The sequence below is a fragment of the Pectobacterium sp. PL64 genome, from assembly GCF_022477975.1.
Taxonomy (GTDB): domain Bacteria; phylum Pseudomonadota; class Gammaproteobacteria; order Enterobacterales; family Enterobacteriaceae; genus Pectobacterium; species Pectobacterium jejuense.
This window is the reverse complement of the sequence record NZ_CP092070.1, coordinates 3,991,367-4,004,550: the sequence shown is the minus strand read 5'-3', so window position 1 is coordinate 4,004,550 and position 13,184 is coordinate 3,991,367. Positions and strand designations below refer to the sequence as shown.

The following is a 13,184-nucleotide window of genomic DNA, read 5'->3' as shown; positions in this document are numbered from 1 at the left end:
GTTAAGGAGATAGCGATGAGCAACCTGTTTAGCTTTGCCGCAGTGTCTTCCCTCCCTGTCGCGCAGGCCCACTGGCCTGAGAGACTGACGCCTTATTTGGATAGTGAGATTGAGCAGTTTGTTTTCAACTCGCCCCAAAGGCTGTCATGGTTGGTTGAGCAGTATGGATCGCCGCTGAATATTGTCTGGCCGCACACCGTGGCCAACAATATCGCGGCATTGCGGACAGTGTTGCAGCGTCACGACGTGGACTGCCGCCTGTACTACGGCGCGAAGGTGAACAAATCGCCGGGGCTGGTTCAGGCGGCGGTTAACGCGGGCGTCGGCGTGGATGTTTCCAGCTTACAGGAGCTGAAAGATGCGCTGCGGGCAGGCTGTGACGGCGCACGGCTGTGCGCTACCGGCCCGGCCAAAACGCGCGAGTTTCTGACGGTGCTGGTTCATCATCGCGCCCTTATCGTGCTGGATTCGCCGGAAGAGTTCGACGAGGTGCTCGCGCTGGCGGATTTGCTGCGTGTGACGACGCCTGTGCGGGTTCTGCTGCGCTATCGCCCGTCGTTCGCTCAGACCAGCCGGTTTGGCATGCTGACCGATGAGGTTGCAATCTGTCTGGAGGCGTTGAGCACCAGACAGGATGCGCTTCATCTGGAAGGCTTCCATTTCCATCTCGGCGGCTATGAGCCCGATACCCGCGTGGCGGCATTCGCTGAGGTGCTGCCGTTGCTGGAGCGGGCAAGGTCAAAGGGATTACAGCCCGCCATTATTGATATCGGCGGGGGATTGCCGATTCAATATCTTCCGGCTTCACGCTATCAGGATTATTTAGCGAAGCAGAATGGGGCGGATTACCGCCACGGTCAGGTGCCGACCTCGTTTTACCCGTATGGCGGCGAGCGTTCGGCAGTCGACTATCTTGAGGCATTCCTGTCCGCCCCAATTGGACAGGATCGCGTGTGGCTGATGTGCTCAAGCAGCATGACCTGATTCTGGCGATAGAGCCGGGACGCAGCCTCGCTGACCAAAGTGCGATTACGGTGTTTCGCGTCACGCGCACGCGCCGCCAGCCGGATGGCAACCACGTCGTGTTTGTGGAAGGCAGCAGCTTCAGCGCGTGTGAAACCTGGTTTAACTCTGAGTTTTTGATTGATCCTCTGCATGTTTTTTCCGTCAAAAAAGACACACCTCCGGTGCCGGGCAAAGCCTGGATCGCCGGACACAGCTGTCTGGACGACGATGTCATTACGAACCGATTGATTCATTTTCGAACCGTGCCGCAGTCAGGCGATTTACTGATTTACGCGAATACGGCGGGATACCAGATGGACCTGCTGGAAAACGCGTTTCATCGGCATCCGCTGCCTGCGCGCCTGTGTGCGTTCAAAGGTAAGAAAGGTGAGCTGATTTTTTCCAGTGATAACTGAATGGAGCAGAACCATGATCCTGAATAAAGTAACTGATTTGATTGGTAATACGCCCGTTATACAAATTCCAGTCCCCTATGGGGATACGCGTTTGTTTTTAAAAGTGGAGAAGAACAACCCCGGCGGCAGCATGAAAGATCGCATGGCGCGAAACATGATTGTTGCCGGACTGAAGTCAGGCAAAATCCGCCCCGGTGGCACCATTGTCGAGTCGTCATCGGGGAATACCGGTATCGGGCTGGCGCTGGCGTCGATTGAATACGGCCTGCGCTTTATCGCCGTGGTCGATCATCACGCGGCACAGGACAAAATTGCCATCATGCGCGCGCTCGGCGCGGAAATTCGCTATGTCTCCGGCGACTACGGTGAAGATGAAGTCGCGGTGGTGGAACGCCAACGCATGGCGGCACAGCTGGCGCAGGAAATACCCGGCGCGGTGTTTATGAACCAGTCGGACAACGCGGCGAATGCGGGCGGCTATGCCGATTTTGTCCGCGAGCTGTTTAGTCAGATTGGCAAGATCGACGCGTTTGTCGGCTGCGTGGGTACCGGTGGTTCGATGACGGGTATTTCGCACGGCCTGAAAGTCCATAACCCAGATATCACGACCATTGCCGTTGAACCGGTGGGCTCTATCGTCTTCGGTCACCCCGGCAAGCCTTACTATCAATCCGGCACCGGGACGCCAGCGGGGGATACCGTAGGGTTGGTGCTGGATTACAGCTGCATCGACTGTGGTGAGCAGGTTTCGGATGCGCAGGCGTTTGAAACGGCGCGCTATATCGCACGGCACTACGGTTTGCTGGTCGGCGGTTCGACGGGCGGGGTGATCTATAAAGCGCTGGAGCTGATCTATCAGGATCGCATCGGCGGCAACGTTGTGCTGGCGATTGCCGACGGCGGTGAGAAATACCTGCACACGGTGTTTAACGAAGAGTGGCTGGCGGCGCGTAACCTGATAGATAGCGGCGTGTGGCACGATCTGGATCGCTGGCTGGGCAACGCGATTTCTCTGGAGCAGGCAAGCTAAGGAGTCAAGGATGATCGAAACGCTAAGCGGGCAGCCGCTTAACGTGGTGATTTGCGGGGCCGGCAAGACCGGCCATCTCACCACGGTGCTGTTTAAACGACTGCCGGACGTCAACGTGACGCTGCTGGGCAGCCATCCTCGTCTGCCGGAAGCCTATCAGCAGCACGGTAAACGGCTACATGCGCTGCTGCCGGATGGCGAGACGCTGACGGCCACGCCGGACTGTGTCACCTGCGACCCGGCGGAAGCCTGCCGCGATGCGGATGTCGTTATCATCACCGTTCCCGCCAACTTCCGCGCCGACCTTCTGGGGCGGATCGTTCCCCATCTGCCTGCCAACAAGCCGGTTTATGTCGGGGCGATCCCCGGCTTTTGCGGCTTTGACTGGCTGGCCGAACGTGAGCTGGCCGCGCGTCCCAACGCGGTGATTTGGGGAATGAAGGACGTCGCGCACATTGCGTTTGATTTGCTGCCGGGCCAGTCGATCAAAATGGGCGGTGAAAAGGCCACGCTGTATGTCGCCACGCACCGGCGTGAAACGGCTGCGAGCCAGCAGTCGCTGATGGCGCTGTTGCAACGGCTCTATTCTGCGCCCGTGGTGCTATTGCCGGATTATCTGGAAATCACGCTGACGCCGGGTAACCCGATTATGCACAGTGCGGTGATTTATGGCCTGATTGGCCCCTACGGACAGTGGCACGCCCGGCCGCTCTCGCAGCCGCTATGCTGGTGGAATGATTGCCCGGAACGTGGCGCCTATTATCTGGAACGTATGGATGAAGAGAACCAGCAGCTGTGTGCGGCGCTGGAGACGCGGCTTGGCGTGCGGCTGGATTCCGTGCTGCCGCTCAAGCAGGAGATTATCGATGCCTATGGCGATCAGATTGCCGATGCGCACACGATGCTTTCCGTGCTGCGCACCAATCAGGCTTACCACGGCATTGGTCTGCCGCTGCGACAACATGACTCTGGCGGGTACGTGTTTGATACGCAGCATCGGGTGTTTCAGGAGGATATTGCCTACGGCCTGAGCCTACTGGTGACGATTGCGGAGAATCTGGCCGTTAGCGTGCCGTACATTGAGGAAGTTTACCGGTGGTGCAGCGATTACATGGGAACCTCCACGCAGGGTCGTCCCGACTATTTCCCGCCGCACTGGCTGACGGATGAGATGAATTGACGTGATGACCGTAGCGGGAATGAGGCCGGTTGACGCCGCGGAATCAGAAGGAGCTGACGCATGCGCTTGAGCGGACAGGTGGCATTCATCATCCACTTTATGTTTGTCGTGCAGCTGGTCGCGATGGGCGCGATGGAGATGAGCGGGCCGTTTTGGCCGCTGCATCTGGAAAGTATGTCATCCGGCGCGGAACTGAGTATCGCGGGGATTGCCGTGTACGTCGGGCCGATGCTGGGCATTATGCTGACCAGCGCCTTCTGGGGACGGATGGGCGATCGGCTGGGCAACAAAGCCATGATGATCCGCGCGCTGTTTGGGCTGGCGTTAACCCAGCTTGGGCTGGCGTGGGCTAACGACATCTGGACGATAGTCGCGCTGCGTTTTATTCAGGGTGCCTGTGCGGGCTATATTGCGCCCGCGCAGGCGTATGGCGTCGCGGTGGTCAGTCCGCTACAGCGCACGCGGCTGTTCGCCTGGCTTCAGGTGTCTACCAACGTGGGATCGCTGTTGGGAGCGATTGTCGGCGGGCTGATCCTCGATTACCTGAACTTCTTCTGGATCAACCTGAGTGCGGCGATCCTCTGCGCGCTGTGCGGCATTACCGTGGCGCTGTTTCTGCCACATGTCGCCCCCGAGGTTCCCACTGTTCCGCCTGCGGATACGCAGCCGAAAAGCGTTCCGCGCAGGCGGCTCTGGGCGCTATCGCCGATTCCCGGTTTGCTGCTGATTTCTGGCCTGTTACTGACCAGCCGTATGATCCCGCAAACGCCGTTTTCCCTCTATCTGGACGGCGTCTTTCAGGTGGATAAGTGGGTTATCGGGCTGTGTTATGGTTTACAGGCGACCGGCGTGATTGTCTCTGCGTCGCTGTGGGCGCGCTATTTTGAAAACCTCTCGCTGCCGCAGACGCTGAGCCGCCTGTGTGTGGTGATGCTGGCTTGCGCCATCGTGACATTGACGGCCGCCACAATCCTGAATATTGCGATTTTCATCCCGCTGTATTTCCTGTGGGGCGTGCTGCTGGGGGCGACAACGCCCGTTCTGATGGCGCTGATTTCCCGTGCGGCGGGGGCTGGGCAGCAGGGCTACATACTCGGCGTGGCGCAAAGCGTCAGCCAGTTTGCCTCGATTCTGGGCATTTCTTTGGGGGGATTGGTTCTCTATTCCCCCGGACTACGTTCGCTGTTCTTCTGCGTTGGTGCCGCCTATCTGGTGACCTTCCTGGTCTCGCTGATGCTGCTACGACGCCTGCGGATACAGGCGGAAAAACATGACTCTCTCTCGACGAAGGGAAATATCGAAAATGTGTAATCGTTGGACGCGGCAACATTGCCGTCGGTTATTGCTGAGTGCGCTGTTGATGGTCGGCCTGTCGCCGCTGGTGGGGCAGGCTGAGCAAACCGCGCAAACCTCCACTGTCATCAAGGACGTGTTGGGGCGTGAGGTGAGAGTCAACACGCCGGTGCAGCGCGTCATGTTGGGAGAGGGGCGTCAGCTGTATCTGGTCGCGATGCTCGATCGGGAAGATCCGGCGAAAAGGATTGTCGCCTGGAAGCGCGATCTGATTCAGTCGGATCCGGCAACGTGGCACCAGTATCGCGATCGTTTTCCTCAACTGACGAAAATCCCAACGTTTGACGGCACGGAAAAGGGCACGTTTGACGTGGAGCAGGCGGTGTCGCTGAAGCCGGACGTCATCATTATGAACATTGAGGCGCAGCGGTCGATTGTCGATGCGGGTTATGACCGGATACTGGGCAGCGTCGGCATTCCGATTGTGTATGTCGATTTTCGCTATCACCCGCTGGAAAACACCGCGCCGACCATGCGCCTGTTCGGCAAACTGTTTAATCAGGAAGCACGTGCCGAAGCATTTCTCGCATTCCGTGAGGCGCAGCTAAAACGCGTTTCCGATGTGCTGGCGGCGAAAAAACCGCGTTCACCGCGCGTATTCATTGAGCGACTGGGGGGCTATACCGATGAATGCTGCCTGACGTTCGGCCCGGATAACTTCGGGAAATTCGTGCAGTTGGCCGGTGGCGATAACGTCGCGGCGAAGAATGCACCGAGTACCTTTATGCAGATGCACCCTGAGCAGGTGATCGTAGAAAACCCGGAAATTGTGGTGATCACCAGCGGCAACTTTGAGGCCTTCGTACCTGGCGGACGCTGGATTGGTCTGGGGCCGGGGCAGGATATGACGGAAGGGCGCAAGCGTCTCGAGTGGTTTCTGGGGCGTCCGGCCTACACCAACAGCATCGCCAAGCAGCAGCGTGCGTTTCATGCCATCTGGCATCAGTTTTACAACGGCCCGTATGACTTTATCGCCATTCAGCAACTGGCCGAGTGGTTCCATCCGGACTTATTCCGTGATCTCAACGCGGATGACACTTTCCGCCAGCTTCACCAGCAGTTCCTACCGGTTGATTACCAGCCGGGTTATTTCGTCAGTCTTGCGCAGTAAGTCACTCACAGTCCGCTCCGGTACTTATGCCGGAGCGATACGAGATTGTTTACGTCAGGAGGTAGAGCGTGTTTGAAAGTATGACCTACCAGATTGCTCTTACGCCCGTGCAGTTCCTGCTTCCCTCTGAAAATGTCGATATGTCGAACGTGGAATGTCTGATGGAGGATATTTGCCGCTGTGGTTGCTGGACGACGCCAGTACCGATAGAGAAAGAGACGGGGATTATTATGGACGGTAATCACCGGTTACGTGCGGCCGCCGAGCTGGGATTAAAGCATATCCCCTGCGCGCTGCTCGACTATGACGATCCCCGCGTGTCCGTTTACCATTGGAAGACCGGACAGCCTTTTTGCAAAAGCCTGATTATGCAGACGATTGTGGCGGAAAAGAGTCTGTTCCCTTACAAGACGACGCGTCACCTTTTCCAGCCTGCACTGCCGTCGGTGCGTGTTGTGCTGGATGAGCTTATGCGTTAATCACTGCGATTTACGTTGTCGCCCTGAATTCAGGCGGCAACGTCCTCTCTGTTCGGTTTTCTCCTGCTTTTGCTGCCGCCGCGCCTTTTTATTAGTGGCGGCGTTACTATAATCTTCGTAAACGACAATCTTCGCTAACCGCCATCGTCATTAATCGCCGATTATTTCATGCCTGAGAGCACAGGAAATGATTGATTACACGAATTTTAATATGCTTTGTAACAATTTTGCCTAGAATGTATACCAGAAACGACTGTCAGTAATTCGTATGTTTCTGAACAATAGCATCGTCGGCGCTATTACGCCTTTGGAGAAAGAGAATGCAAGAAAACTATAAAATTCTGGTTGTAGATGACGACATGCGTTTGCGGGCGCTGTTAGAGCGTTATCTGACTGAGCAGGGTTTTCAGGTACGTAGCGTAGCCAATGCTGAACAGATGGACCGTTTACTGACCCGTGAATCCTTTCACCTTATGGTGCTGGATCTGATGCTGCCGGGCGAAGATGGGCTGTCCATCTGCCGTCGCTTGCGTAGCCAGAGCAATCCGATGCCGATCATTATGGTGACGGCAAAAGGGGAAGAAGTCGATCGTATCGTCGGGCTGGAAATCGGCGCGGACGATTATATTCCTAAACCTTTCAACCCGCGTGAACTGCTGGCTCGCATCCGTGCGGTGCTGCGTCGTCAGGCGAATGAACTGCCGGGCGCGCCATCGCAGGAAGAAGCCATTATCGCGTTTGGCAAATTCAAGCTGAATCTAGGCACGCGCGAAATGTTCCGCGATGATGAACCGATGCCGTTAACCAGCGGCGAGTTTGCCGTGCTTAAGGCGCTGGTGAGCCACCCGCGTGAACCGCTGTCCCGCGATAAGCTGATGAACCTGGCCCGTGGTCGTGAATACAGCGCGATGGAGCGTTCCATCGACGTACAAATTTCTCGTTTGCGCCGCATGGTAGAAGAGGATCCGGCGCACCCGCGCTATATCCAGACCGTGTGGGGGCTTGGCTACGTGTTTGTCCCGGACGGCAGTAAGGCATGATGCAATGGCGCTTTTCTCCGCGCAGCTCATTTGCACGGACGTTGCTACTGATTGTCACGTTATTGTTTGTCAGTTTGGTCACCACCTATCTGGTGGTGCTCAACTTCGCTATTCTGCCGAGTTTGCAGCAGTTCAATAAAGTGCTGGCATACGAAGTAAGAATGCTGATGACGGACAGTCTGCAACTGGAAGATGGCACCACGCTTGAGGTGCCGCCAGCGTTCCGGCGTGAGATTTACCGAGAATTGGGTATATCGCTGTACACCAATGCGGCGGCGGAGGAAAGCGGCCTGCGTTGGGCCCAGCACTACAAGTTCTTGAGCGACCAGATGGCGCAACAGCTGGGCGGCCCGACGGATGTGCGGGTTGAGGTCAGCAAAAATACGCCAGTGGTGTGGCTGAAAACCTGGCTGTCACCTGATATCTGGGTGCGCGTTCCCCTCACCGAAATTCATCAGGGCGATTTCTCGCCGCTCTTCCGCTATACGCTGGCGATAATGCTGCTGGTGATTGGCGGCGCGTGGCTATTTATTCGGGTACAGAACCGACCCTTGGTTGAGCTGGAGCATGCGGCTTTGCAAGTCGGTAAAGGCATTATTCCGCCGCCGCTGCGTGAATATGGCGCTTCCGAAGTGCGTTCCGTGACGCGCGCCTTTAACCAGATGGCCTCCGGCGTGAAGCTGCTGGCCGATGACCGCACGCTGCTGATGGCGGGCGTCAGCCACGATCTGCGTACGCCGCTGACGCGAATTCGTCTAGCGACCGAAATGATGGGCAAGGAAGATGACTATCTGGCGGAGTCGATCAATAAGGACATTGAAGAGTGTAATGCGATTATTGAGCAGTTCCTTGACTACCTGCGTACCGGTCAGGAAATGCAGACGGAAGTGGCAGACCTGAACGCCATTATGGGCGAAGTGGTGGCATCGGAAAGCGGTTATGAACGCCAGATCGACAGCGATTTTGCTACCGGCGAACTGCTGGTGCGCATTAGCTCTCTTTCGATCAAACGCGCAGCGCTGAATCTGGTGGTGAATGCGGCACGTTACGGGAATGGCTGGATAAAAGTCAGTACCGGACGTGAGCTACAGCGCGTCTGGTTTCAGGTAGAAGATGACGGAGAAGGCATCGCGCCCGATCAGTTACAGCACCTGTTCCAGCCGTTTGTACGTGGCGATAGCGCGCGAACCACGAGCGGTACAGGGCTGGGGCTGGCGATTGTGCAGCGTATTATCGATGCGCACAATGGCGTGCTGGATGTCGGCAGCAGCGAACGCGGTGGGCTCTGCGTCCGCGCATATCTGCCGCTGCTCTCAGACGCCGCGGTAGCGGTGGATACGAGTGCTACGAAAGAGTCATAAGCATTTTTTGCAGCACTGGCATGAATAAGAAAGGCGCGGATTCCGCGCCTTTCTTCGATTACGACAAAGGCCGTCGAGCGGTAGTAACGGATAGATCGTAAAGACGCTGTGAATACGTCCATGTACGCTCGGCTTGCGCCATCCATGGCGCAAACGCTTTACTCTTCTATTCCGTTACTACCGTTTTCATTCGTCAAATAGGTTGTCAACGATCTGAAGGCGCGGATTCCGCGCCTTTTTCGTTATAGATTCTCTTCAGCGTTTACCGTTTCGGCCCTGCTTTCACCAGCGCTGCGCCTGCCGGAGCATCGGTGTATTTATCGAAGTTGGTGATAAAGCGCTGTGCCAGATCGTCCGCTTTTTCCTGCCATTGTTCGACGCTCGCGTAGGTATCACGTGGATCGAGAATGTCAGGATTGACGCCGGGCAGCGAGGTCGGAATCGCCAAATCGAAGACAGGCAGCGTCTGCATTTCTGCATCATCAATACTGCCGTTCAGAATGGCATCAATAATCCCGCGCGTATCCTTAATAGAGATACGTTTGCCGCTGCCGTTCCAGCCGGTGTTCACCAGATAAGCCTGTGCGCCAGCGGCCTTCATGCGTTTCACCAGCACTTCAGCGTACTGCGTCGGGTGCAGCATCAGGAATGCTGCGCCGAAGCAGGCGGAGAAGGTCGGCGTCGGTTCCGTCACGCCGCGCTCGGTTCCTGCCAGTTTGGCGGTAAAGCCCGACAGGAAGTGATACTGCGTTTGATCGGACGTCAGGCGAGAAACCGGTGGCAACACGCCGAACGCGTCCGCCGTCAGGAAGATCACTTTCGTTGCATGGCCCGCTTTAGAGACTGGCTTAACGATATTCTGAATGTGGTAGATCGGATAAGAGACGCGGGTGTTCTCGGTTTTGGAACCGTCGTTGAAGTCCACGGTGCCGTCTGCCAGCACGGTGACGTTCTCCAGCAGCGCATCGCGTTTGATGGCACCGTAGATATCCGGCTCGGCTTCTTTGGATAGTTTGATGGTTTTGGCATAGCAGCCGCCTTCAAAGTTGAAGACGCCGTCGTCGTCCCAGCCATGCTCGTCATCGCCAATCAACTGGCGTTTCGGATCGGTGGACAGCGTGGTTTTTCCCGTGCCGGACAGGCCAAAGAAGACCGCCACATCACCTTTCTCGCCGACGTTTGCCGAGCAGTGCATGGAAGCGATGCCTTTCAGCGGCAGCAGGTAGTTCATGATGGAGAACATCCCTTTCTTCATTTCGCCGCCGTACCAGGTGCCGCCAATCAGCTGGATGCGTTCTGTCAGGTTGAACGCGACAAAGTTCTCGGAGTTCAGCCCCTGTTCCTGCCAGTTCGGGTTGGTGCATTTTGCGCCGTTCATCACGATGAAATCCGGCTCAAAGCCTTCCAGTTCTTCATCGCTCGGGCGGATAAACATGTTTTTGACGAAATGCGCCTGCCACGCCACTTCCGTGACGAAACGTACGCTGAGGCGGCTATCTGGGTTAGCACCGCAGAAGGCATCGATGATGAATAACCGTTTGCCAGACAGCTGCGTGGTAACGAGCTGCTTCAGGTGCGTCCAGGTTTCCTGACTCAAGGGTTGGTTATCGTTCTTACCTTTGCCTTGATCGGACCACCACACGGTGTCGCGGGTTACGTCATCGCGCACGATGTATTTATCTTTCGGGGAACGACCGGTAAAGATGCCGGTATCGACGGCTACCGCACCCAGTTGGGTTTCGATGCCGCGTTCATAGCCTTGTAGGGTAGGGGAGCGTTCTTCTTCAAAAAGCAGTTCATAGCTGGGATTGTAGACAATATCGCGGACATCGTGGATTCCATAAGCAGCCAGGGCTTGCGGGGTAATACCGTTGATCTGCATGTTGCTACTCCTCAAGTTATAGTCGTACTACTAAACATTGTAGGGAGTGAGCTTATTTTAACCGCGATAGCAATCATAAAATTAAATAAATTCATTAATAACTTTGCTTATTTAGGGTGTGTGAAAAATAATCACGGCGGTTTATAAGTGGGAAAATAAGCAAAATAAAACGGGTACTTTCGTACCCGTTAAAAAAATTAATGCAACAGATTTCCTGATGATTCGTGCCGTATGGCGCGAATGTCCAGCGAATTAAACAGATAGTGCGTACCGCAATAATCACAGTGCATATCGATTTCCCCGTCCTGCTCGATCATCTCATTCACTTCCTGATCGGATAGCGTCATTAATGCATCTGCGCAACGATCGCGCGAACAGTGACAGCGGAACTCGACATCCTGCGGCTCATACACGGTTACCTCTTCCTGATGATAAAGGCGGTACAGCACCTCGGTTGCAGGCAGGGTAAACAGCTCGTCGGCTTTGACCGTCGTGGTGAGCTGTGCCAGATGATCAAAATCATTACGATCGGCGTCCTGTGCGGGCAACACCTGGAGCAGCATGCCTGCGGCTGCCTGCTTCCCGTCGTGTTGACCGGTACGGATAAACAGCCGTGTTGGCAACTGTTCGGACTGCTGGAAATAGCTCTCCAGACATTCGGCCACGGTTTCACCTTCTAAGCCGACGACGCCCTGATAACGCTCACCGTCAGTCGGCGTAATGGTAATAACCAGGTAGCCATTGCCGACCATTTCTTTCAGCGAACTCCCCGGCGCGATATCCCCTTGCAGACGGGCAACGCCGCGCATCTGCTGCTGGTGATTACCGTTAATCACCGCCAGCTTCAGTGGGCCATCGCCCTGAAGCTGAACGGTGATATCGCCGCTGAATTTCAGCGTGGCCGTCAACAGGCTGGTAGCAACCAGCATTTCGCCGAGCAGCGTTTGTACCGCCGCTGGGTAGTCGTGGTTGGTCAAAATACGTTGATACGTTTCGTTAACGGTTACCAACTCGCCACGAACGGCATAATTTTCAAACAGATAACGATGTAGTTGGTCGTGAGCCATAGTATTTTCTCGTCGTTGTGCAGAGATGAGTTGTGTTGCGATGAGTGGTGCGGCAATTGCTGAGCCTTCTCTCTATTGTCAGCAGTTTGATGACCAACAAATGAAGGGCGGAGCACTAGTCCTGATCGCTGTATTTAAATTTAATCAGATCGCGTCGCTCTTTTTTATCAGGGCGGCGATCGGGGTGTGGCATCGTCAGCGCATTCATTTTTCGCGCCTGTGCCAGCTTTTCTCGTTTCTCAATGCTTGCGTCCGTTTCCTGATACAGCGCCTGCGCCTCTGTCGCGCTTCTGCGCTGCCCGCTGACGGCTAAAATGACCACGGTGCGTTCATCATTGCCCTGACGCAGTTTGATCTCGGCATTCAGTTCGACCTGTTTGCTCGGCTTACCGCGTTGCCCGTTATAGTGCACTTTGCCGCCGTCGATCATTTCGCGAGCTATCGCACGGGTTTTATAGAAACGGGCGGCCCAAAGCCATTTGTCCAGACGAACGGCGTCGTCGGCCTGCTCGGTAGCTTTCACCATAAATCCCCCTGATTACCCTGCGCTAACGGAGTGGCGCAGGGCTGGTAGCAGCGCAAGGTAGTCGTTCATTGACGGATGTTGCAGGAATGCCTTTTCCTGCTGGCTGGAATCGGGATTACGTACACCCAGACAGTAATGAATGCCGAATGTTTTCGCAGCATCCAGAATCGGTTCGCTGTCATCCACGAATAACGTTCTGGCGGGGTCGAAGCCAGTCTGTTGCTGTACGGCCTGCCACAAGCGCTGATTCTCTTTCGGATACCCATAAGTATGGGTGGAAAGTAATAAATCAAGGTGCTGATCCAGCCCCGTGTGTTCGATTTTTACCGCCAGACTGTGTGGATGGGCGTTGGTCAGCAGAATCGTCTCTTTACCGCATTCGCGCAGCGCCGCTAAAAACGGCGTCGTGTCATCGCGCAATTGAGCGCGTGCACCAATATCCGTCGTCATTTGATAGATATCCAGATCGAGACGTTCTGACCAATAATCGAAACAGTACCAGTTTAGCGTGTGCTGAACGGCCCGGTACTCCTGTTCGATAAGCTGGTGCGCCTGTTCAAGGCTGATGCGACGTTTTTCACTGAGCGACTGCGGCACCAGTTGAAGCCAGAAATAGCTGTCAAACGCCAGATCGAGCAGCGTGCCATCCATATCCAGTATCACGGTGTCGATGTCGTGCCAGTTAACGTGGGGATTCATAACGACTCCAGATGTCGCGCCGTGCTATAGGGGTG

13 protein-coding genes are annotated in these 13,184 nt (G+C 55.7%); 9 read left to right on the top strand and 4 right to left on the bottom strand.

Translation table 11 applies throughout. The annotated features are described in order from the left end of the window. Positions 1–15 precede the first annotated feature (15 nt). From HP572_RS17985 to envZ, 9 genes are all read left to right on the top strand, one after another. On the top strand, positions 16–984 hold the full coding sequence (locus HP572_RS17985; protein WP_240583909.1) for a hypothetical protein: 969 nt from the start codon (positions 16–18) through the stop codon (positions 982–984). Next, entirely contained in the window at positions 954–1,421 is a 468-nt protein-coding gene (locus tag HP572_RS17980) for a hypothetical protein (protein ID WP_240583908.1), read from the top strand. The genes HP572_RS17985 and HP572_RS17980 overlap by 31 nt, the downstream gene beginning before the upstream one ends. 13 nt (positions 1,422–1,434) lie before the next feature. Further along, positions 1,435–2,451, top strand: a complete 1,017-nt coding sequence (locus HP572_RS17975) for a PLP-dependent cysteine synthase family protein (protein WP_010277727.1) — start codon at positions 1,435–1,437, stop codon at positions 2,449–2,451. Between the two features lie 10 nt (positions 2,452–2,461). Then, complete coding sequence (locus HP572_RS17970; protein WP_240583907.1) at positions 2,462–3,631, top strand: NAD/NADP-dependent octopine/nopaline dehydrogenase family protein; 1,170 nt, start codon at positions 2,462–2,464, stop codon at positions 3,629–3,631. Between the two features lie 60 nt (positions 3,632–3,691). Beyond that, on the top strand, positions 3,692–4,942 hold the full coding sequence (locus HP572_RS17965) for an MFS transporter (protein WP_240583906.1): 1,251 nt from the start codon (positions 3,692–3,694) through the stop codon (positions 4,940–4,942). Then, positions 4,935–6,095 carry an ABC transporter substrate-binding protein gene (locus HP572_RS17960; protein ID WP_240583905.1) on the top strand — a complete coding sequence of 387 codons (1,161 nt, stop codon included), beginning with the start codon at positions 4,935–4,937 and terminating at the stop codon, positions 6,093–6,095. The genes HP572_RS17965 and HP572_RS17960 overlap by 8 nt, the downstream gene beginning before the upstream one ends. 68 nt (positions 6,096–6,163) lie before the next feature. Next, the gene (locus HP572_RS17955; RefSeq protein WP_080718602.1) at positions 6,164–6,574 is read left to right on the top strand and encodes a ParB N-terminal domain-containing protein; all 411 of its coding nucleotides are present in this window, start codon (positions 6,164–6,166) and stop codon (positions 6,572–6,574) included. Between the two features lie 320 nt (positions 6,575–6,894). After that, on the top strand, positions 6,895–7,614 hold the full coding sequence (gene ompR, locus HP572_RS17950) for a two-component system response regulator OmpR (RefSeq protein WP_005969424.1): 720 nt from the start codon (positions 6,895–6,897) through the stop codon (positions 7,612–7,614). Further along, a complete protein-coding gene (gene envZ, locus HP572_RS17945; RefSeq protein WP_240583904.1) occupies positions 7,611–8,975 on the top strand; it encodes a two-component system sensor histidine kinase EnvZ in 1,365 nt (454 codons plus the stop codon). The genes ompR and envZ overlap by 4 nt, the downstream gene beginning before the upstream one ends. Positions 8,976–9,237: 262 nt before the next feature. Here envZ and pckA read toward each other — a convergent pair whose 3' ends face one another. The 4 genes from pckA to yrfG all read right to left on the bottom strand — a co-directional run bounded on the left by pckA (position 9,238) and on the right by yrfG (position 13,149). Beyond that, on the bottom strand, positions 9,238–10,857 hold the full coding sequence (gene pckA, locus HP572_RS17940) for a phosphoenolpyruvate carboxykinase (ATP) (protein ID WP_205555251.1): 1,620 nt from the start codon (positions 10,855–10,857) through the stop codon (positions 9,238–9,240). Between the two features lie 197 nt (positions 10,858–11,054). Next, complete coding sequence (gene hslO, locus HP572_RS17935; protein WP_240583903.1) at positions 11,055–11,924, bottom strand: Hsp33 family molecular chaperone HslO; 870 nt, start codon at positions 11,922–11,924, stop codon at positions 11,055–11,057. A gap of 115 nt (positions 11,925–12,039) precedes the next feature. Continuing rightward, positions 12,040–12,450, bottom strand: coding sequence for a ribosome-associated heat shock protein Hsp15 (gene hslR, locus HP572_RS17930; RefSeq protein WP_205555249.1), 411 nt, complete (start codon positions 12,448–12,450; stop codon positions 12,040–12,042). Between the two features lie 12 nt (positions 12,451–12,462). Beyond that, entirely contained in the window at positions 12,463–13,149 is a 687-nt protein-coding gene (gene yrfG / locus HP572_RS17925; protein WP_240583902.1) for a GMP/IMP nucleotidase, read from the bottom strand. Between the last annotated feature and the right edge of the window lie 35 nt (positions 13,150–13,184).

Bases quoted from the DNA above. Each gene is read 5' to 3' on its own strand.
- HP572_RS17985 (WP_240583909.1), top strand. From the start codon at position 16: ATGAGCAACCTGTTTAGCTTTGCCGCAGTGTCTTCCCTCCCTGTCGCG.
- HP572_RS17975 (WP_010277727.1), top strand. From the start codon at position 1,435: ATGATCCTGAATAAAGTAACTGATTTGATTGGTAATACGCCCGTTATA.
- HP572_RS17970 (WP_240583907.1), top strand. From the start codon at position 2,462: ATGATCGAAACGCTAAGCGGGCAGCCGCTTAACGTGGTGATTTGCGGG.
- HP572_RS17965 (WP_240583906.1), top strand. From the start codon at position 3,692: ATGCGCTTGAGCGGACAGGTGGCATTCATCATCCACTTTATGTTTGTC.
- HP572_RS17960 (WP_240583905.1), top strand. From the start codon at position 4,935: ATGTGTAATCGTTGGACGCGGCAACATTGCCGTCGGTTATTGCTGAGT.
- ompR (WP_005969424.1), top strand. From the start codon at position 6,895: ATGCAAGAAAACTATAAAATTCTGGTTGTAGATGACGACATGCGTTTG.
- envZ (WP_240583904.1), top strand. From the start codon at position 7,611: ATGATGCAATGGCGCTTTTCTCCGCGCAGCTCATTTGCACGGACGTTG.
- pckA (WP_205555251.1), bottom strand. From the start codon at position 10,857: ATGCAGATCAACGGTATTACCCCGCAAGCCCTGGCTGCTTATGGAATC.
- hslO (WP_240583903.1), bottom strand. From the start codon at position 11,924: ATGGCTCACGACCAACTACATCGTTATCTGTTTGAAAATTATGCCGTT.
- hslR (WP_205555249.1), bottom strand. From the start codon at position 12,450: ATGGTGAAAGCTACCGAGCAGGCCGACGACGCCGTTCGTCTGGACAAA.
- yrfG (WP_240583902.1), bottom strand. From the start codon at position 13,149: ATGAATCCCCACGTTAACTGGCACGACATCGACACCGTGATACTGGAT.